Below are 18,888 nucleotides of genomic sequence, written 5' to 3'. Positions count from 1 at the left end.
GCGATCACCGAGCAACTGGAGCACGCCAAGGCCTCGATCCGTGCAGCGGTGGAGCATCCGTTCCGGGTGCTCAAGCGACAGTTCGGCTATGTGAAGGTTCGCTACAAGGGCTTGGCGAAGAATGGCGCGCAGGTGACAACGCTGTTCGCGCTGGTGAATCTGTGGATGGCACGCAGGACGTTGTTGCAGGTGATGTAGGGTTATTGCATCCGCAGCGGCTCCAAGGGGCTGCCGCGGCACGAAAAGCCAACGTGCTTGGCCAACAAAAGCGTGCGTTTGGCGTGTGCCGGGCTCAGTCGCATGCCGAAGTGGCTGGACGGCGATTGATCAGATGATCCTTAGCTGTTTTTCTTGGCCGCGCGAACCCGTAGGTCGGCGTGCGTCACCCGAGGCAATGCGATGAAGTCCCGTTCTGGCATGACCTCATAGTCCTCTTGGAACGGCAGGTATAGCTCGACGATCCACTCCCCTTCCTCCTGCCGCCCTGCGAAGGGATGGAGGATTTCCCCGTCCGGCCGACACCGGTCGAAGCGCAACACGCCCGAGTGTGGATAAAGCTGGGCGTGCCGCGCCTCCAGCATGCGCGTCACGACCTCTGAGGGATAACCCGGGTGTGCCATCGTCTGGTGCTCTTTCAAAGAGGCTGACACTGCATCGACATTTGTCCGGTGGCAGCGCGCCATCTCGTGCTCATCGAACACGACTTCCCTGGCGATGTACGGCGGCCCCTGGTACCAGTTGGGGTCCTTCCGATCGAGCTGGATGGCCAAGATGGTCCGGGTGCCCACATCGGTGCACCGCCACCGGAACCCGGCGCTTGCCACGAATTCCAGACCAATATGAAAATCCGAGAGCTCCACGGTACCTCCTGCCATGCCACTGCCACGTCGCTTGAAGCATAGCGAGCACGGGTCTCGTGGGTTGAACGCCCCCTGGCCGAGATGGGCTGCGCGGAATCACCACCCTCGTGCCCATCGCCTGCGACACTCAAGCAGCCAGGGCCAGTTCGGCTTCGTAGGGCTCGGGCACGGCCTCGGCATCGATCAGGTAGTCTCCAAAGCGTTTGATATGGCTCGTCATGTAAGGGCTGAGCGCGGCCACATCTTCGGCAGTGATCTTCCAGCCTTCCCGCATGAGCGAACGGATGATGCGGGTTTGCTCCACGACGTTATGGAAGATCACGGCGTTGGCCACCAGGTCGTTGTACTTGACCGCCTTCTCCTGCTCCACCGGATCGTTGTCGGCGATGATGCCCTCCCCACCAAAGAAGAAGTATTTCGAGAATCCGTTATAGGCCTCGACCTTGTTGGTGGAGGCGGTGATCTGTTCGCGCAGGTCTTGGTCGGAAATGTACTGCAGCAGGAAGAGCGTGCGCACGGCCGAGCCCAAGGCGCGAAAAGCGTGGTAAAGCCGGTTCTTGCGGCTGTTGTTGCCCAAGCGCCGCAGCAAGGTCGAAGCGGCCACCTTGCCGGCTTTGATCGACAATACGACGCGCATCAGGTCTTTCCAATGCGTCTCGATCAGGTCCCAATCGACGCTGTCGCGGAACAGCGCATCGATGTGCTCGTAGGAGGCATCCGTATCGGGCCGGAAGAACCGGTAATCCTGCCAATTTCGGATGCGCGGCATCAGCTGGATGCCCAGCAAGTATGAGAGCCCGAAGACGGGAAGCGACTGCCCTTGGGTGTCGGCGTGCACGATATCCGGCTGGATGTCGGACGTGTTCTTGAGCAGGCCATCGATGATGTACACCGCTTCCCAGACCCCGCATGGGATGAAGTGGCTGAACAGCGCGACGTAGGTGTCGGAGACATGATGGTACGCAATGCCGCCGTAACCACCGTACCGGATGTGGTATGAGGCCAGGCTGTTCTGAATGTACATCTCGTACTTGGTGCCATCTGCCGCGGCACGCTTGCTGTCGCCCCAGTGCTTGGGCAATTGAAGGCCAGCGTAGCTATTGATGATGTCGCGGCATGCGGCGGCCAGTTTGTTCGCGTCGATGTGGCGACGATTGACGAACGACAGCATGTGCGCCGTGACAGCCCCACGGAAATGACGTGCCGCCTGATTGGGGCCCAGGTTGCATCCGTAGGTAAAAGCCGTCAGCACATAACGCTCGCGTGCCTGATCAATCTTCGGGTCCGACCCGGATAGCGGGCCGAAATGACGATGCCAGTTGGTCCAGTGCCCCACGTCACATAGCACATCGATGACGCTTCGCTCACGCAGGCGCTCATGAATGGCCGTTTCGAGGGCTTTGGCCTGGCTACTCATCTCTTTGGCCTTGCTGCGCTTGAGAACCGGCATGCCCTGGTCATCGATCACGACCTGGCCGTTGTCGACGTACTCCTGGTCTGTTTGCTCGGCGACCTGCATCAGGCGCGACTGCAGTGTGTTGACGAACGTGATCGGGTCAGCCGGCAGGCCAAACTCTGCGCAATAGGCGGCCACTTGGGGCTCGCACTCCTCCCAGCTCAATAGCTGCTCGCCTTGGTCGGCGTACTCCTCCGATCCCGGTACGGCCGCATCACCGGACTTGAGTTCGTTCGCCAACGCGGAAAACACGCACACCTCGAAATGCCGACGGTGAATGCGCTCCTCGCCATCCTCGGTGCGCTGCGTCAGGGTCTTTCGCCACAAGTGTGTTGTGAAGGACAGATCCATGGGCCCGTCCAGCCAATCACCGCGCTGCCGTTCCTGCGCAAGGATCAACTCCAGGGCATCGATCAACGAACGATCTTCCGTCGTGCTTTTCAGATTGAGGATGCGCACCATGCGCAGCAGCGTGGGTCGGTGGCTCTTGTAGTACGGCCAGAGCAACGGCAAGTAATTGTCACCGCTGTGGGCTGCGATCGCGTTGCAGTCCTCCTGCAGCGTATCGATGCTGCCGCGCTGCCCGACCAGGCGCCGAATCTCACGACCGGCGGCTGTGTCGCTGCGTTGTTCGGCGAGTACGCGAATCACATCGGACATCGTTGCCACCAGCACCTCGGCCTTCTCCCGGTACTGGCTGCGCAGGCGATCGAGATGTTCCTTGCCGTGTACATGGATCTTGCTCATGCGCTTGATGAACATCGCCGCCAGATCGTCGCGCACCTGTACCCGTGCCCGGTGGATCAGGCAAAGCAGGACAGCATGTCGCTTGGCGGGGCGGAAATCTTTGAGTTCGGCGGCATCGAGTGCACGCGCCTCTGCCGCGAAATGCTTGCGCTTGAGTTCGGGTATCCCAACCAACGGCGCGTCCGTGTTCACAAGCGCGTCAAGCCGCTCCATGTGGTCGATCAGTTCCTGGAAGTGCCTCAAGGATGAGCGCTTGGGGAGGCGTTTGACCTCGTGCAGCGGGCTTTTGCCGGCTTTCCCAGCGGCTTGTAGCAATCCATCCAGGCGTGCCTTCTCGTCCGCCGTCAGGCGCTGAGCAATGGTTGCGAAGAGCTGGCCGTTGACCAGCGCACGGACACGTCGCGCCAGCCGATCAAGTGTACTGAAGGCTGGCAGACCGATGCGGTCGGTGACCAACTGCTCGATGCCCACATTAATCAGATCCGGCGGGTGATCCATGATGGCCGCGGCATCTCGCATGGCTCGGGCCGCCACATCGAGACCGCCTTCCTCGAACGGCCGGAAATCCAGGTGCTTCCGGATCAATGCGTGATAGCGATACAGCGTGACCGCGCTAGGCTGGGCAGGCTTCACCTGGATCCGAAACTTCAGGGACGCCCTGATATGTCTCAGTACGGCTGCGGGCACCTCATCCAGTGCCGGGAAATAGCGCAATCGCTGAAAGCTCTTCAGCAGGATGGCCAGGGTTAATCGACTGGACGGCTGTCGTGCATGCTTGACGATGAAGGCCGTCTCGGACTCGTCGACGGTGTACAGCGCGACGAGTTCGCGAACCACAGGATTACGTTTGAATTGCGGGTATGCAGTCCGATCAATCGAAGCCATGCCATGCCTCGGTACCGATGGAAAGGGGGCCACGCGCGGCAACAGCCCGCAGCCAGCGGCGACTCGCTGTTCGCGGGCTGAGCGCTCGTTCCGTCACGCTATAAAGGCCCGATCATAGACCAGGCCCATGTGGAGCCGCGGCATGGCCTGCTCAGGGCCGCAGCGGTGTGATCGCCGTCACCGTGCTGGCCATGCCGGCCGGGTGCAGGGTGAAGCGCACCGACTCGCCGACCTTCACCTTCTGCAGGAGGGGCGGCGGATCGGCCTTGAAGGTCATGATCATCGCCGGCCAGCCGATGGCGGTGATGGCCTGGTGCTGGAGGGTGATCGTGCCCTTGGCGGTGTCGATGGCCTTGACGATCCCCACGCCCTGCGCCAGGGTGGGTTTGGCCGGTTGCATCCCGGCCATGCCGGGCATGTTCGGATCCATCTGCTGGGCGAAGGCTGCGGACTTGCGCAGTCGGTGCCGCATGCGCAGGCGGAATGCGGCTGGCAGGATGAGCATGGACAACAGAGGTGCGGTCACCATGCCGCCGATCATGGGGGCGGCGATGCGTTGCATGACTTCAGAGCCGGCGCCATGGCCCAGCAGGATCGGAAACAGACCGGCCAGGATTACGGCCACCGTCATCGCCTTGGGTCGTACGCGCTGAACCGCGCCTTCGCGGATGGCCGCGTCCAGCGCCTCGATACCCGCCTGCGGGTTGGCCGCGAGTTGCCGATCCCAGGCATGACGAAGGTAAAGCAGCATCACCACGCCAAACTCCGCGGCGACGCCGGCCAGGGCGATGAAGCCGATGACCGTCGCCACCGATACGGCTTGGCCCAGCAGCCAGACCAGCCATAGACCGCCGACCAGCGCCAGCGGCACACTCGCCATGATCAGGGCCGCCTCGACCGCGCGCCGGAATACGGCGTAGATCAGCACGAAGACGATGAGCAAGGCCACAGGCACCACCAGCCGGAGCCGCTGGGCGGCGCGGGCCAGGTACTGGAACTGGCCCGACCAGTCCAGCGTGACGCCGGCGGGCAGCGTGACCTGTTGCGTCACCGCGCGCTGGAGCCGGGCGACCACGCCACCGAGGTTGCTGCTATCGGTATCGACGTAGACGTAGGTGGCCAGCTGGCCGTCTTCGCTCTTCAGCATCGACGGTCCCGCCGCGACCGTGATGTCGGCAATCTGGCCCAGCGTGAGCTGGGCGCCGTTGGCCGCCACGATCGGCAGTTGCCGCAACGCCTGCACCGAGTCGCGGTCCACGCGCGGGTAGCGCACCACGATCGGAAAGCGCTCGCGCCCCTCGATGCTCTGGCCGATGGGATCGCCACCGACCACGGTGGCGATCAACTGCTGCACCTGATCCTGCGTCAGTCCGTAACGCGCCGCCGCGTCCCGATGGATGTGCACGTCGACGTAGCGGCCACTGGCCGGGCGCTCGGCGATCGCCGAGCGCACACCGGGCACGGTGCGTGCGACGGCCTCGATGCGATCGGCCACCGATTGCAGTGCCGCCAGATCGGTGCCCAGCACCTTGATGCCGATGGGACTCTTGATGCCGGTGGAGAGCATGTCGATGCGGTTGCGGATCGGCGGCACGAACAGGTTCGTCAGGCCCGGCACCTGCACGGCGCGGTTCAGCGCCGCCTTGATCTTGTCCATCGTCATGCCGGGACGCCACTGGTCCTTCGGCTTGAAGGTGATCGTGGTCTCGAACATCTCCAGCGGCGCCGGGTCGGTGGCATGGCCATGGGCACCGCAGACGAGCGGCTTTGCCCCACCTACGCCCAAGACGGACCCCGCCGAACGGCGTGAAATCGATCACCAGGCGCAGGATGTCGATCGCATGGACGACGATGGCGCCAAGCCTTACGAGCCCGAGCCCGAGCCCGGCAAACGCTAACAGCCCGCACCGTTCCCTGCGGTGCTCATCAAGAGTCCATCGCATCCGATCGCATGCCGCTCAACTCGCACGGCGGCCGCATCTCATCCCGTTGCGCTGCGCCGAATCGATTCGTGCACGCCCCCAAGTGCGCGCCCTCCCCACGCGGCCCAATAAAGGAGCATGCTGGACCACGACATCATTCCAAAGGCAACCATCATGACCAGCGTTTCCGGCAAGACCACCAATGGTTTCACTTATGAAGGTGAGTACAACCATGCCAACGTCGACCGTATCACCTGGAGCGCCACCTACCGACGTAACGGCCTCTTCTTCGGCATGCGCCACGGCCACATCAATGAACTGCTCGGCATTCCGGTGGAAGAAGTCGATGACGTGGTGAAGGACGACATTGAGCTGACCTGGGTGCAATCGAGCTAGGCGCATGCCTGCCGATCGCCGTCCAAATGGTCGAGGGGGAGCTAATGATGCGAGACATGCTTACTTACAGAGACATGCTTACTTACAGTATGAATTGAGGAAAATATCGAGCCGATGTGGTCGCAGATGATCATCAGGCTAGGGCATCATGAGTGATTGTCGGGCGGGGTCAACGAAGCGCGTGCCCGCGTCGTACTGGCATGCCGACCACTCTCAGGCGTGCACGCCGGCGGTGAACGCCCACAGCACAATGACGCACATCACCACCACGTAGATGCGCAACCCCCAGAACACCCACTGCTGCCACGGCGTCAGCTGCAAGCGATGCACCGGCGGCAGCTCGTCATGCCAGCCTTCCTCGGCCAGCAGCGCCTGCACCTGCTCGGGCGTGTACTCGTTAAGGTCTTTCATGGGTTGCCTCCAAAGATATGCGGAAATACGGTGACCAGGCCATACAGGACGTTGCAGGCGATCAGCCCGAGCATGATCGCGACTGACAGTGCGTTGCGCACCGGCCCGTTGGCATGCTCACCCATCAGCTCACGATCGTTGAGCAGCATCAGCAGGAACAGCATCGCCGCCGGCATGAACACCGTGGCGATCACCTGCACGCTGAGGTTGAGGAAGCCGATCGGCAGGTTCGGGAACAGCACCACGCCGGCTGCGACCACCGTGCCCATCACCGCCGGGGCATAAAAGCGCCATGCCTGGCCGGGTGACGCGTTGAGCGAGCGTGGTAGATCCAGCGCCTCGCCGATCGCCCAGCCGGTACTGGCGGTGATCACGATGGTGGCGATCAGCCCGGCTTCGATCAGGCCCAGCGCGAACAGCTTCATAGCCGTCTCGCCTAAGCGCTGCTGCAGCGCGGACAGCACTGCCTCGGTCGTAAGGTTCTTCGCATCGGGAAGTCCCGACAGCGCTACCGCGCCGAGCACGATCACCGCGATCGCCACCAGTACCATGCCGCCCACACCGAGCATCAGGTCGCGTCGGCTGGCCGGGATGTCCTTCGGTAGCAGACCCTTGTCGACCACGCAGGACTGCTGGAAGAAGAGCTGCCACGGCGCGATGCTGGTTCCGATGTTGGCTGACAGCAGGATCAGGAAGGTCGCCGACAGCACGCCGCCGGGCAGCACCCAGCCCGAGCCTGCGAACGCTCGCGCCACAGCATCCCAATGCGGGTGTGCCATCAGCACCAGCGGCACGAACACCAGGTTGAGCGCGGCGATGAACAGCGCGATGCGCTCCCACGCCCAGTAGCGCAGGAACACCAGCGTCATCACCACGAAGCCCAGCGTCAGCGGCACGCTCAGCCCATACGGAATGCCGAACGCCTCGCCGCCGATGCGGATGCCCAGAAACTCGGTGACCAAGGTCAGGATGTTGGCTAGTACTAGGTCGACCAGCGAGAAGATGCCCCAGAACGGGCCGTAGCGCTTCCAGATCAGCTCGGCGTGGCCGCGCCGCGTCACAGCGCCCAGGCGGATGGTCATCTCCTGCACCACGTAGGCGACGAAGCCGAGCACTAACATCAGCGGCAGAAACAGGCCCAGCCCATAGGCTGCGCCGGTCTGCGCGTAGGTCAGCACGCCACCGGCGTCGTTGTCGCCCAGCATCACCAGCAGGCCGGGGCCGATCAGGGCGAAGGCCAGTACCAGCCGGTTCCACGGCGTGGCAGGGCGCCGGCGCAGTGTCGCCAGGTGCAGGCGGTCGCGGATACGCTGCTGCAGGCCTGCGCGGGCCGCGGCGCTGGCGTGTGGTACGGAGATATCTGGCACAGACATGGTCAGGCTTCCTGTGGGTATCGAAGAAGTATCAGAGGCTCAGGTGCAGGCGCAGGCCGACCACCCGCGCCGGGCCGCGCGCGCGGTTGTAGCCGGGGTTGACGATCCACTGAAGGTCCGGGCTCAGCTGCAAGTAGTGACCGAGTTGTAGGCGGTAGTAGGCTTCGATCACCCGTTCGCGGCCGTAGTCCAACGCGCCGTCGCACAGCAGGAAGCCGCAGCCGCCTGCGGCGAGGTAGGCGCGATGCGCGCTGGCTAGGCCGTTGAGGTCGAACGCGATGCCGATACGGTCCTCGGAGCGGCGCCAGTGCGCGCCGGACAGCTGCGCCCCCGCGCTCAGCGCGCGCTCGGCCTCCGTGTAGGCGAACGACTGAGTGTGGCCGTCGTTCCAGCCCCAACGCGCGAACAGCCCGGTGTCGCCGTCGTCGGCCAGTGGCAGCTCGGCATTGATCACGTAGCCGTGCTTGCGGCGGCCGTAGCGACCGTCGGCGGCGATGTCCGGCGTAGCGCCACTGGCGGCGGCGAGCGCCAGCGCCTGCGCGTAGTTGCCCATCTTGGCGATGTTGCGGAAGGCCAGCAGGCGCAACGCGAAGCCGTCACTGCCGAACGGGTGCAGCGACAGCTGCACCTGCTCGGCACGGGCTCGGTCCAGTGGCCCGGCCAGCGCCTGACCGTTGGCCTGCAGCGGCATCTGGTACACGCCGTAACGCAACGTCCAGTGGTGCTGGACCCACGCGACGATGAAGCCGTCGGTGTAGCCGCGGGTATCGGCGGCATAGTCATAGGACGCCGCGTTGATGAAATCCCAGTTCATGAACTGGTGGCGGGTATCGTTGGCGTAGCGGTTTTTGTCGAAGTCATCGGCCAGAGCCAGCCGCCCCAGCTTGAGCTCGATCCGCTGGGTGGCCAGCGTGCCAGGAAGCTGATCCTGCGCCCGCGCCATCGGAGCGCTGTTGGTGCCCAAAGGCAGATTCCAATCGAGGTAGGCGCGCGCGATGTACGGTCGCTGCTTGCCGCCCGAGCCGGGACCTGCGCGCACCACATCCCCGTTGACGTAACCGGCCAGGCCGGTGCCCTTGTTGATGCCGCCACCGGTGAACAGCTCGCCATCCAGATAGAAGGCCAGATGCGCCGGCAGCCGCATGCCCAGATAGGCACCGAACGTGCGCGATAGCGCTTGGTCACCGCCAGCCGGCAGGCTGAGCGGGCCGGTATAGGCAGAATGCATGCGGTCGAGCTTCTGCGCCACGTAGCTGACCTGAGCATCCAGCAACTGCGGCACGAATAGCGGTGGCGCGCTTCCGCTGTCGGCATGCGCGCGCGTGACCAGGGCGCCGAGGCCCAGTAGCAGAAGTACGAACAGTTTGGATGTAGGCAAACGCGTCATGCGATCGATCTTTGGCAAGAGCGCCAGCAGCGACGGCCGCGGGCGCCAGCGTGGGGGAAGGGAATGTCAGCGCGAGGTCAGCCAGCGGGCGCGCAGACGCGTCTCGCCGGGCAGACGCTGCCAGTGTTGGATGAGCAGCGGACGCGGGGGCACGCCCGCCGGGTGCAGCGGCGGACGTGCCGGCGCAGCGCGCGGTGCGCGCGAGGATGGCAGTAGAAGGGTAAGCAGGAGCATGGCTCGCCTCCAGTCCGCAGACCGGGGGGCGAGCGGGACGTCAGGAGTGCCCGCCCGCGACCGGTGCGCGGGATGTGTACACGTTGGGCTGAACCTCGGCAGCAACCGGCGCCGATGGCGCGATCACTGCGTTGGTACTCGGATAGATGTCCATGGGTCTCGGATGCAGCAAATAAATGCCCGCGGGCGATCCGCCGGGCACGCGTACGCTAATTGCCCTTGACGTTGAAGTCAACGATATTTGTGTCACGGCGATGGAATCATTGCCCGGGAAGGGAAGATTTGGGTGATGCCGTTCGGCTAACGGCGCGGTCGATTGCAGCTGGCAGTCGTGTCAGAGAGCAAACTTCAATGCGCTCACCGGCATGCCAAAGCGATCGCCGGGGTCAGTCATGGCATCTCTCCGCGAGGCACCGAGGTCCCGATGCGTGTTTTCGTAGTACTGGCATGTCGTGCATCTTCTTCTGCATGAACATAGATCGACGTCGTGCCGATGGAGCTATGACGCAGGTTCTGCTGGATGTGGTGGATCGGAGTGCCATCCTCGGCCTGGTGCGTGGCGGCCGTATGCCGCAGCCAATGCGTCGAGGCGCGGCGCACGCGTGTGGCCTTGGCCTCATCCTGCTGTTGCAGTGTCTCGGCTACGCGCCGGAAGGTGTCCTTGACGATCTGGTAGACCGCCGTGGGCGTCAGCGGGGACGATCGTCCGGCGATGCCAAGAATGGCCGGGATGTTGCTGTCGCCCGAAGGCAACGCGGGCAAGCCGTGGAAGCGCCGATAGCGTGCGAAGTCGTCCATGAGACCGTCGCTCAGGGGGACGGTGCCTTCGACGCCACCTTTCCCCACGGTGTGCAACCACCACCGCCCACGGATAGGTTGGAAATCGTTTTCGTTGGCGGCCGCGGCTTCGGCGGCTCGTAGTGCGGTTTCATAGAGGAAGCGAAGCACCCAGCGAGCGCGTTCGTAGCGTTGCCGTTCCCGCATGGAGTCCTGCGGCCAATCGTCGACGACGCGTAACACCTCTTCCCAGATGGCACGGTCCAAGTAGCGTTCGATCGTGCGTCGAGTGCCTCGGCGTGCCCGTTGTCGCTGCAGGACGAACGGACTGCCCGCGAGATAGCCGGCACGCACGAGGTAATTGAACAGTCCCGCAAGAATGCCCAAGGCCTGGCGACGGCTGCGCTCGGCCAACGGACCGACCAACAGTCGCCGATGCTCGCCGCGACGGGCGAGACCGGCGTCGCACCAGGTCGCAGGGGGCTGAGCAAGAAACGCCTCATAAGCGATCACATCCTCGCGGGTGAGACTCGACACCGGCTTGCCACGGATTTGCGTGGCCCAAAGCAGCAAGCGTTCGGCCTCTTTGCGATAGCTGCGGAAGGTATGCGGCGAGTCGTGATATTCCGCCAGCCACAGGCCGATCGCGGCCACGTCGTCGTTGGCGGCGATCTGCCGCGCCACGCTGGCCGAGGCGCGATTGGCGCCAGCGCATCCCGACAGGGTGGGCGGCAAGGCTTGGGGCAACGCTAGAAGGTTCGCTGCAGGCTCCGTCATGCTTTCCGATGTCTGACGCCATGGGAAACGTAGCGTACAGCCAAAAGACATTCGATTATGGAAGTTATCGTAAAATTCCTGATTAAATCGTTATGCATGTAACGTAATACTGTGATATACACATCAGGTGTTCCGCGAAATTCACCCTCCGAGCGACGGGAGCCGCCATGAGCCGTGTCAGTGATACCCGTCAACGTACTCGTGAGGCCGCGGCCCAACTGGTCGCCGGCGGCAAACGATCACACGAAATCACCGTCGACCAGATCTATGCCGCCATCCAGCAGGGCAGCCGTACCACCATCAACGACGAGTTGAAGTTGTGGAAGGACGAACGAGCCAAGGCCGATGCGGTCGGCGCCGATCTACCGCCGGCGATCGCCGATGCCATGCGCTCACTCTGGGTGGCCGCCGTAGAACAGGGGGAGAAGGTCTTCAACGAGCACCGTCAGGCGCTGGAATCCGATCTGGAAGCACAGAGGCGCGCGTACGATGACGTTGCTGTCGAACGGGATGCGGCACAGGCCACGGTTCATCAGCTGCAGCACGAGGTCAGTCAGCTACGCGAGCAAGGCATCGAGGTGCAGCAGCAGCTCACCCGGGAAACCGAGGCCAAGCGCGATGCCCTTGGCCAAGTCCAAGCCTTGCAGCACGAAGTGGCGGCCGTTCGCACCGACATGGCTCAGCAACGAGAGGCCGCACTGCAGGCTCACGACCGATTGACCGCCGAATTCCAGGCGACCATTGCCGCCCGCGACGCTGCGTTTCAGGTGGAACGGGATAAATCCAACGAGCGCATGGAGGCCGCTCAGGCCCGCATGCTGCAAGAAACCGATGCCGCGCGGGAAGGACAGCGGCATGCAGAGCAGCAATTGGCCAAGCTGCGGCAACGTAGCGAAGACCAGCAGACCAGCCTCACGGAATTGCGACTGGACATGGCGCGTCTTCGCCGGGAATTGGCGGAGGGCGAAGCGCGCTTGGCGGCGGTGGCCACCATCACGGGCGAGCGCGATCAGCTTGCCTTGGAGCTGGCTGGCGCGCGGGGACAGGTCAGCGGCTTGAAGGCGGCACTTCAGTCAGCGGAAGCCCGCGCAGTGGCCGCAGAGAACCAGTTGACTATGGCCCACAAACGCCGTCAATCCAAGCAAAAATGAGGACGGGACAGGAACAGGTAGAGAGTGCAAGGAGAAGTAATCTATCTCTATGATTTCAAAAGAGAATATGACTTCTACTTATCAAAATTACACGTATCTCGGCTCAACCCCATCCAAGCAGTAACAGAAGAAGAGGGTGGCTGAGAGCCTCTCGCGGTCATAGGCCTCGCGGAACAGACGCGCCTGCTCGCACAGGTCAGCCATCACCACCGCATGTCGCGCTCGCGGTACGTCCGGCCAGCCGGTGCATGAATACCCGGGCGGTTGATCGTCCGGCCAGCCCATTCATCGGACAATGCGCCAAGGTCGCCACAACGCGACAGACGCAGCAGCCGTACGGCAGACCATGGCACGCGGTGGCGTCCGGTCTCCCATTGCCGCACCGTGCGCGGTGAGACCCCGAGGTACGTCGCGCAGGCTTTGCGGCTCAAGGTGGGGTCCGGCCGAGATACGCGTAAAAATAGGACACTCCGGCTGAAAAACAATTTCAGCCCAAGGAGTTAGCTCAAGAACGTCTTGGCGCCAGTCTAGGCGCGGGGATGCAGTACTCAGTATCCATTGGAGGTATAGCCGGGATTCTGGATATCTTCGCAGAAATGCAGCTAAGTAGCTGTGTTGACGCGAGTATCTAGGCAGTAATCACACCAAAGCTACTCATTGAAGAGGCGCTCGAAGCCAGGCCCATGACAGCGCTTGTACTTGCCGCCCCTCCCGCACAGACAAGAGTCGTGGTCGCGGAGGCCCGCTGAAATGGACTGACCAAGAAAGCTCTGCGCCCTCATCAGCGGCTCGATTTCATGCGCTGGAACGCTGATCTGCCCGTATTGGTCGGTGCGCTCGCCACGATTCATCACCTGGACGATGGCCTCGGACGCCTTGATGAAGTGGCGAACGAGCAAGTCGTCTCGTACCGGCAACCTGACGTTATCAACAACAACACCGGTATACGTGCGACGTGCGTCGGGTACGAACAAGATCGCAGCCTCTCCGTGCGGCTTGGGTGTGATGTCGACGAGCTGCCCCTCGGGCGCAACCCAGACGGCATGAAACTCCGCCTCGACCATCACATGCGGCCACTCCCATATCTGCCAGCCGCATAGCATACGTCCACCGGCACGCGAGATCTTGGCCGCCACATTTGGGAAGCATTCGTTGACCACGGCGTCGGCGTCGGGTTGAACCGTTAGATAGGCAGGGTTTCCCCCCGGAACCACTTTCGCGATCAGTTGTTGGATATGTCGGGTGATATGCGGGGGCGTCGTGGTTTTCAAGCAAGCAGATTCCAAAGTCGAGGGTGACCCCATGCTGGGGATCGCGCGGAGGTAAAATTGGGCCAAGCCCTTCACTATCGGAGCCAGTCTCATGCCCCATCCAACAACGGCTGTGCTGCGACGAATAGACGGTTCGTGGCTTATCGAACTGCCCAACGATATGGTTCGGTCAGTTGGTTGGACGGAGAATCAATCGATCTTCCTTCACCGCGAGTTGGCCGACGGCGTCTGGCTTTCCGCCCAAGACGAATCGGCAACGCTTACGGAACTGGCGGCTTACGCTGAACAACTCCCGGGGCGCTGAAGCCAGAGGCATTGAAAAGCCTCTTTGTCACTGCCCTTTGGCGCTCTTCTTGGAGTCCACACGTCTCTTCCGCTGGGCAGGTTTGCGCGTATCGTCGGTACTTTTCTTTGTACCCGCGGCCTTGGCAGCCAGCAACTGCAACGCCAGTTCCATCCCATCGATTTGCCCGCGGTTCGACAGCACTTGCCGCGTCAAAGTCTGCCGTTCGTTCTTGAGAGCTTCGATCTGTGCGCGCTGTTGTTCGAGCTTTTGAAGCTGTTCGCGGTAGCGCAAACGCAATTCGGTAAGCTCCGTTTGCTGCTCCTCATGTCGCCGCTGAGCCTTGGCCAGCGCCCTTTCAGCGTGACGTTGCCCTTCGCGTGCTTCGTCGATCTGCCGGAGCATGTGGTCCTGCGCCGCTTCCAGTCGCTGGGTGGCGGTACCGAGTTCGGTCTGAAAGGCCAGGTCACGCTCGGCAAGACGAGCCTGAAATTCGGTGGCTTGCTTCTCCCGGGCCGCAGCTGCTGTTTCCTGCTGACGCATGGACTCCGTACGCAAACTGGCGATTTCCTGCTGCAACGCGTGGACTTGGCCCAGCGCATCGTTTTTGGTCGCACTTTCAGCGACCAAGTGCTGCTGCAGTTCATCTAGTTGCTCGCCGAGTTGGGCGACTTGCTGCCTTCGTTGCTGTTCATCGACCATCGCTGCATCGCGCGATGCCGCGGCTTCATCGCGTTCACTTTGGGTGGAGGTCAACTCCGCTTCCAGCGCTTCCCTCTGTTCGGCAAACGTCCGCTCTCCCTGTTCCACAGCGGCGACCCAAAGCGATCGCATGGCGTCGGCCACCGCAGGTGGCAAATCCGCTCCGAGTGCATCGACCTTCGTTCGCTCGTCCTTCCACAACTTCAACTCATCATTGATGGTGGTTCGGCTGCCCTGCTGGATGGCCGCATAGATCTGGTCGACGGTGATTTCGTGGGGTCGTTTGCCGCCGGCAACGAGCTGGGCAGCGGCTTCACGGGTACGTTGGCGGGTATCGCTGACACGGCTCATGGGTAGTTCCAGTCGCTCGGAGGGTCGAATTAGAAGGACATGATAAATGTATATTACAGTATTACGTTATACTTGTAATGATTTATCCTTGAAATTTACGATAATCCCTATAATCGAAAGTAATTCAGCAGTACGCTGGTGGTCCCGCGGCATTGGACATCGGAAAGCATGACTGAACATCCTTTGAGCCTCGCCGTACCCCAGGCCCTGCCTCCTGTCCTGTCGGGATGCGCCGGAACCAACCGTGCTCCGGCGAACGTGGCCCGACAGATTGCGGCCAATGACGACGTGGCGGCGATCGGCCTGTGGCTGGCGGAATATCACGACTCGCCCCATACCTTTCGCAGCTACCGCAAGGAGGCAGAACGGCTGCTGCTCTGGGCCACGCAAATACGTGGCAAGCCGGTGTCGAGCCTCACCCGCGAGGATGTGATCGCCTACGAAGCATTTCTCTGCCATCCGCCCGCCACTTGGTGCGACGACAGTCTGGCCCGTCGTGGTGAGCATCGGCGCCTGTTCACGGGACCATTGGCCGAGCGCAGCCGACGTCAGGCCTTGGGCATCCTCGCAGGGCTGTTCAACTATCTCGTACGCGCCGGCTATCTCGCCGGCAGTCCGTTTGTGCTGCAGCGGCGACGGGCGCGTCGCGGGATGCCCCGTGCTATCGAGCGCTATCTGGACCGATCCCTTTGGGACGACGTGCTTCACAGCATCGACGGTTGGCCACGGTCGACGAACCGGGATTGCCAACGCTACGAACGCGCTCGTTGGGTACTGCGTTTCCTGTACGAAACGGCTTTACGGGCTTCCGAGGCCGCCGCGGCCTGCGAGAGCGATTTCCAGCGCGTTCGTGGTCGGTGGTGGCTCCATGTCGTGGGCAAAGGCGGCGTCGAGGGTCAGATCCCCCTCAGCGACCATCTCATGGAGGATTTCGCGCGCTATCGCGGCTTCCATGGGTTGCCGCCCGCGCCGGCCGACAATGGCAAGATACCGGCCATTCTGGGGATCGCCGGCCGCGCTTCTGCGCTCACTCCCACGGCGATCTATCAGATCGTCAAGGCCACCTTCCGGCATGTTGCGGATACGCTCCAAAAGGAAGATGCCGCCAAAGCCTCCCGAGTGCGGCGGGCGTCGACTCATTGGCTACGGCATACGGCCGCCACGCATCAGGCCGAAGACGGAACACCGATCCACCACATCCAGCAGAATCTTCGCCACAGCTCGATCGGCACGACATCGATTTACCTCCACGCAGAAGAAGATTCACGGCATGCAAGCACAACGAGAACGCGAGCCGACGCCTCGCAGCAAAGAGAAGGAGACCTGCCATGACTGACCCCGACGATCGTTTCGGCATGCCCGCCAGTGCTTTCAAGGCGGCCAGGGAAAGTCATGGGCTGGATAGCCCCGTTTTTCGGGCGGGCATGTATGTACCCACCCGGCATGAAGTGGCCACGTTGTCTGCCACCCAACTTTTGCCGATCGTGATCGACTGGATGTGGGAAAGTCCGTCCGAACTGATTCCAGACAATAAACAGATTGGGGAACTTCGCGCCCTGCTGGCGGCCCGTCCTGATGCGGATGAGCCGACACTGCGAGAACTCATCACCGCGTGTGATGATTATTTGAAAATTTGATAGCGTGCTTTTTTCAACCGGGTTCAGTTGGAAAATTCGTCCAAAGGGTGCGGTTGTTTAGTTCGCCTTCGGCAGGCCTTCGCGGCCGGCGGCCAATTCGCTGGCTGGCCATATGGTCAACCACACGCCACGAAACGGCTGTACATAAAGAGCTATACGTCGATCGAGAGATGTCACCGTGGCTGGGTAGCTCACGATCCATCCTCGGGGATGTGCCTTTGCCCACACTTGCACCGACTCGCCTTCGGACAGCTGCGTCATGGGCCGTGTCAATCGGCCCAGAAAGTCGAACTGACCGTCGTACGTTTCCACATTGGCGATGGGTCTGCCCTGAGCTTCGGCACGTGCCAGTAACACCGCCGCCGGCTTGAGATCGAAAGCCGGCCACCAGGTGAGCGTGAATAGACCGTTGGCGGCGACGGCACCCACAAGGCCCACCAAAGCAATGCGGTGCAACTCGCCCCTTCTTGGCAGAAGCAGGCCACCGAGCAAAATATAGAACACGCCGAACGCGCTGCTGAAAGCCCCCAGCGTGGCGAGCTGCGGATCACGGACTACCCCGCGCGCAATGAGCTGCGGAAGTGCAAACAGGGACAGACCAGCTCCCACGGACAAGAATGCCAACGGCCACGGACCGAGCCAACGGCTCCTTCCCGGAGGAGCATGTTTCCGAGCCACGGCGGCGGCGAACAGCAAGGCGAAACCCGCACATTCCGGCAACAGGTAATACGGCTGCTTGCCGCTGATCAGCGAGAACACCAGTAACACCGGACCCAGCCAAGCGAACACGAAACGCAGTCCTGGTTCGAACGGACGCCGCAGGGCCCCTAGTGCGAACCACAGCCTCGGCCATAGCGCGAACGGAAACACCAACAGCGGCAGTAGCGGCAGGTACCACCAGAGCGGTTTCGCATGCGCGAACGCTTCCACCACGCGCCCTGCCGTCTGGTGGAACAGCAATTGCTCGCGATAGGTGGGGCCACCGATCGAGGCGGCCGTGAGCGCCCACGCTAGCAGCATGCCGCATCCGGTCAGTACAGCGAGCAGACCGCCGGCGTACCACCGCCGTGATTCACGCCGCGCCCAGTCATTCCACAGTGGACCCAGTAACCAGGGAAAGGCGACGTGCAACAGCATCACCGGGCCTTTGGTAAGCAACCCCACGCCGATCGCCAGTGCGAATCCGATGAAACAAGGCGCTTCACGACGCGAGCTCGGGGCAAGACTGACCAAGGCACCAAGAACACTGGCGGCAAGCAGCACTTCGTACATGGTTTGCAGGCCGAACAAGAACGCATAGCTGAAGGCGAATAACACCCATGGAGTCGTTCGCGCGACCGCCGCGCGTTCGGGGAACAAACGATGTGCGAGCACGGTGGCAAGCACCAACTCGACAGCCCCCATCAAAACTTCGAGCACACGGGGCCAGACGTCGCCCACGCCTCCGACAGCCCATCCCACATGAATCAGCCAGAACAGCATGGGCGGTTTGTCGCTGTAAGGCGCGCCGTTGAGGGATGGCACGATGAAGCTGTGCCGATGCCACATGTCCCACGCCACCGCGAGCGTACGGGTGGAATACATCGGCATCGGGCCGTGCATGAAGATCGCGACCAACGCGACAGCCATCCACAGGGGGAGCCAGGGCCACAGCATGCGCAGCGCGTCGAAACGGTTTGAACGGAATGACATAAGACAACCAGCTAATGGGAGACATGGTGCGGCGGAAAATGCGCACCAAAGTGCACTACATCGACCGAACGCATTCGGTCGATGCAATTACCGTATCAGTGGCTGTGAAACACCAGCTTTGACTGGACGACATAGGAAATCAAAGCGCCCGTGATTCCTGCAATGAGAAAGATCAGACCTCCCGACAATCCCATGGTTGTCCCCCATGCGGTGAGCCCCGAAACGAGTGCCGCATTGCCCAGCTGGAGCGCCGCATAGCGTGGGAGTGCCTGTCGCTTCGGCGCATCACTTTGAAATGTAAGCCGGCGCTGCATCCAGAATGTCGGCGGAATGGGCAGTAACGTTCCGCAGATCGCTGAAACGACCTCGCCGACGTGAAACACATAATGCAAGACCATCGAAATGCACAGATAGAGCAGGAATCCAGTACCGCCCGCGAGGAAGAAGAAAAAGGTTCGGCGGACGCCCTCATTCAAGGCGATCGATCTGATAGACATGCTTGAATAACTCATTGAGTGTTGACGCGACGAGAGAGCAGTCGCATGTTTGCTGGAGATAGCCGATTGAATAAGCACG

General features: G+C 62.2%; 18 protein-coding genes and 1 pseudogene. 6 read left to right on the top strand and 13 right to left on the bottom strand.

What is annotated here, in order from left to right; all coding sequences use genetic code 11:
* A partial coding sequence (locus AC3WRN_RS10185; protein ID WP_492622864.1) for a transposase occupies positions 1–198 on the top strand: 198 nt, incomplete at its 5' end.
* A 140-nt stretch (positions 199–338) separates the two neighbouring features.
* Here the strand turns inward: AC3WRN_RS10185 and AC3WRN_RS10180 are convergent.
* The 4 genes and pseudogenes from AC3WRN_RS10180 to AC3WRN_RS10165 all read right to left on the bottom strand — a co-directional run.
* Positions 339–860, bottom strand: a complete 522-nt coding sequence (locus AC3WRN_RS10180; protein ID WP_068091696.1) for a hypothetical protein — start codon at positions 858–860, stop codon at positions 339–341.
* 127 nt (positions 861–987) lie between these two features.
* The gene (locus tag AC3WRN_RS10175; protein WP_068091475.1) at positions 988–3,948 is read right to left on the bottom strand and encodes a Tn3 family transposase; all 2,961 of its coding nucleotides are present in this window, start codon (positions 3,946–3,948) and stop codon (positions 988–990) included.
* A 151-nt stretch (positions 3,949–4,099) separates the two neighbouring features.
* Entirely contained in the window at positions 4,100–4,348 is a 249-nt protein-coding gene (locus AC3WRN_RS10170; protein WP_235604327.1) for a copper-binding protein, read from the bottom strand.
* A gap of 30 nt (positions 4,349–4,378) precedes the next feature.
* Positions 4,379–5,686 (bottom strand): annotated as a pseudogene (locus AC3WRN_RS10165) (efflux RND transporter permease subunit); the annotation flags it as partial.
* On the opposite strand from AC3WRN_RS10165, the gene AC3WRN_RS10160 reads away from it, so the two are divergent.
* Positions 5,637–5,846 (top strand): hypothetical protein, encoded by a 210-nt coding sequence (locus AC3WRN_RS10160; RefSeq protein WP_162493025.1) that lies wholly within the window; start codon positions 5,637–5,639, stop codon positions 5,844–5,846. The pseudogene AC3WRN_RS10165 and the gene AC3WRN_RS10160 overlap by 50 nt on opposite strands.
* 162 nt (positions 5,847–6,008) lie before the next feature.
* Positions 6,009–6,266: a hypothetical protein gene (locus AC3WRN_RS10155; RefSeq protein WP_068091472.1), complete on the top strand. Its 258-nt coding sequence runs from the start codon at positions 6,009–6,011 to the stop codon at positions 6,264–6,266.
* Between the two features lie 213 nt (positions 6,267–6,479).
* Here the strand turns inward: AC3WRN_RS10155 and AC3WRN_RS10150 are convergent, their stop codons facing one another.
* From AC3WRN_RS10150 to AC3WRN_RS10135, 4 genes are all read right to left on the bottom strand, one after another.
* A complete protein-coding gene (locus tag AC3WRN_RS10150) occupies positions 6,480–6,677 on the bottom strand; it encodes a hypothetical protein (RefSeq protein ID WP_043795149.1) in 198 nt (65 codons plus the stop codon).
* Positions 6,674–8,050, bottom strand: coding sequence for an NRAMP family divalent metal transporter (locus tag AC3WRN_RS10145; protein ID WP_027483921.1), 1,377 nt, complete (start codon positions 8,048–8,050; stop codon positions 6,674–6,676). The genes AC3WRN_RS10150 and AC3WRN_RS10145 overlap by 4 nt, the downstream gene beginning before the upstream one ends.
* A gap of 31 nt (positions 8,051–8,081) precedes the next feature.
* A complete protein-coding gene (locus AC3WRN_RS10140; RefSeq protein ID WP_492622863.1) occupies positions 8,082–9,437 on the bottom strand; it encodes a carbohydrate porin in 1,356 nt (451 codons plus the stop codon).
* A 624-nt stretch (positions 9,438–10,061) separates the two neighbouring features.
* On the bottom strand, positions 10,062–11,183 hold the full coding sequence (locus AC3WRN_RS10135) for a tyrosine-type recombinase/integrase (protein WP_492622862.1): 1,122 nt from the start codon (positions 11,181–11,183) through the stop codon (positions 10,062–10,064).
* A gap of 209 nt (positions 11,184–11,392) precedes the next feature.
* Between AC3WRN_RS10135 and AC3WRN_RS10130 the strand changes: the two genes are divergently transcribed.
* Positions 11,393–12,376: a DNA-binding protein gene (locus AC3WRN_RS10130; protein WP_068091467.1), complete on the top strand. Its 984-nt coding sequence runs from the start codon at positions 11,393–11,395 to the stop codon at positions 12,374–12,376.
* 203 nt (positions 12,377–12,579) lie between these two features.
* On the opposite strand, the gene AC3WRN_RS10125 is transcribed toward AC3WRN_RS10130, so the two are convergent.
* The 3 genes from AC3WRN_RS10125 to AC3WRN_RS10115 form a co-directional block, all read right to left on the bottom strand.
* Complete coding sequence (locus tag AC3WRN_RS10125; RefSeq protein ID WP_492622861.1) at positions 12,580–12,861, bottom strand: helix-turn-helix domain-containing protein; 282 nt, start codon at positions 12,859–12,861, stop codon at positions 12,580–12,582.
* A 165-nt stretch (positions 12,862–13,026) separates the two neighbouring features.
* Positions 13,027–13,647: an SEC-C domain-containing protein gene (locus AC3WRN_RS10120; protein WP_235642045.1), complete on the bottom strand. Its 621-nt coding sequence runs from the start codon at positions 13,645–13,647 to the stop codon at positions 13,027–13,029.
* A 331-nt stretch (positions 13,648–13,978) separates the two neighbouring features.
* The gene (locus tag AC3WRN_RS10115) at positions 13,979–14,983 is read right to left on the bottom strand and encodes a DNA-binding protein (protein ID WP_081666560.1); all 1,005 of its coding nucleotides are present in this window, start codon (positions 14,981–14,983) and stop codon (positions 13,979–13,981) included.
* A gap of 168 nt (positions 14,984–15,151) precedes the next feature.
* Here AC3WRN_RS10115 and AC3WRN_RS10110 point away from each other — a divergent pair, with 168 nt between their 5' ends.
* Positions 15,152–16,315, top strand: coding sequence for a tyrosine-type recombinase/integrase (locus AC3WRN_RS10110; protein WP_027485182.1), 1,164 nt, complete (start codon positions 15,152–15,154; stop codon positions 16,313–16,315).
* Positions 16,312–16,620 carry a hypothetical protein gene (locus tag AC3WRN_RS10105; protein ID WP_043795550.1) on the top strand — a complete coding sequence of 103 codons (309 nt, stop codon included), beginning with the start codon at positions 16,312–16,314 and terminating at the stop codon, positions 16,618–16,620. Before AC3WRN_RS10110 ends, AC3WRN_RS10105 begins: the two co-directional genes overlap by 4 nt.
* Before the next feature lie 57 nt (positions 16,621–16,677).
* Here AC3WRN_RS10105 and AC3WRN_RS10100 read toward each other — a convergent pair whose 3' ends face one another.
* Together AC3WRN_RS10100 and AC3WRN_RS10095 are read right to left on the bottom strand one after the other, a co-directional pair.
* Positions 16,678–18,312: an ArnT family glycosyltransferase gene (locus tag AC3WRN_RS10100; protein WP_027485181.1), complete on the bottom strand. Its 1,635-nt coding sequence runs from the start codon at positions 18,310–18,312 to the stop codon at positions 16,678–16,680.
* 95 nt (positions 18,313–18,407) lie between these two features.
* The gene (locus tag AC3WRN_RS10095; protein WP_007509079.1) at positions 18,408–18,809 is read right to left on the bottom strand and encodes a GtrA family protein; all 402 of its coding nucleotides are present in this window, start codon (positions 18,807–18,809) and stop codon (positions 18,408–18,410) included.
* Positions 18,810–18,888 lie beyond the last annotated feature (79 nt).

The sequence above is a fragment of the Rhodanobacter sp. FW101-FHT13A11 genome, from assembly GCF_058790335.1.
This window is presented reverse-complemented; position numbering and strand designations above follow the sequence as displayed.

What these genes read in the sequence shown, in the direction of transcription:
- AC3WRN_RS10140 (WP_492622863.1), bottom strand. Translation starts at nt 9,437, where the DNA reads ATGACGCGTTTGCCTACATCCAAACTGTTCGTACTTCTGCTACTGGGC.
- AC3WRN_RS10155 (WP_068091472.1), top strand. Translation starts at nt 6,009, where the DNA reads ATGCTGGACCACGACATCATTCCAAAGGCAACCATCATGACCAGCGTT.
- AC3WRN_RS10130 (WP_068091467.1), top strand. Translation starts at nt 11,393, where the DNA reads ATGAGCCGTGTCAGTGATACCCGTCAACGTACTCGTGAGGCCGCGGCC.
- AC3WRN_RS10110 (WP_027485182.1), top strand. Translation starts at nt 15,152, where the DNA reads ATGACTGAACATCCTTTGAGCCTCGCCGTACCCCAGGCCCTGCCTCCT.
- AC3WRN_RS10170 (WP_235604327.1), bottom strand. Translation starts at nt 4,348, where the DNA reads ATGCAACCGGCCAAACCCACCCTGGCGCAGGGCGTGGGGATCGTCAAG.
- AC3WRN_RS10115 (WP_081666560.1), bottom strand. Translation starts at nt 14,983, where the DNA reads ATGAGCCGTGTCAGCGATACCCGCCAACGTACCCGTGAAGCCGCTGCC.
- AC3WRN_RS10145 (WP_027483921.1), bottom strand. Translation starts at nt 8,050, where the DNA reads ATGTCTGTGCCAGATATCTCCGTACCACACGCCAGCGCCGCGGCCCGC.
- AC3WRN_RS10100 (WP_027485181.1), bottom strand. Translation starts at nt 18,312, where the DNA reads ATGTCATTCCGTTCAAACCGTTTCGACGCGCTGCGCATGCTGTGGCCC.
- AC3WRN_RS10105 (WP_043795550.1), top strand. Translation starts at nt 16,312, where the DNA reads ATGACTGACCCCGACGATCGTTTCGGCATGCCCGCCAGTGCTTTCAAG.
- AC3WRN_RS10175 (WP_068091475.1), bottom strand. Translation starts at nt 3,948, where the DNA reads ATGGCTTCGATTGATCGGACTGCATACCCGCAATTCAAACGTAATCCT.
- AC3WRN_RS10150 (WP_043795149.1), bottom strand. Translation starts at nt 6,677, where the DNA reads ATGAAAGACCTTAACGAGTACACGCCCGAGCAGGTGCAGGCGCTGCTG.
- AC3WRN_RS10095 (WP_007509079.1), bottom strand. Translation starts at nt 18,809, where the DNA reads ATGTCTATCAGATCGATCGCCTTGAATGAGGGCGTCCGCCGAACCTTT.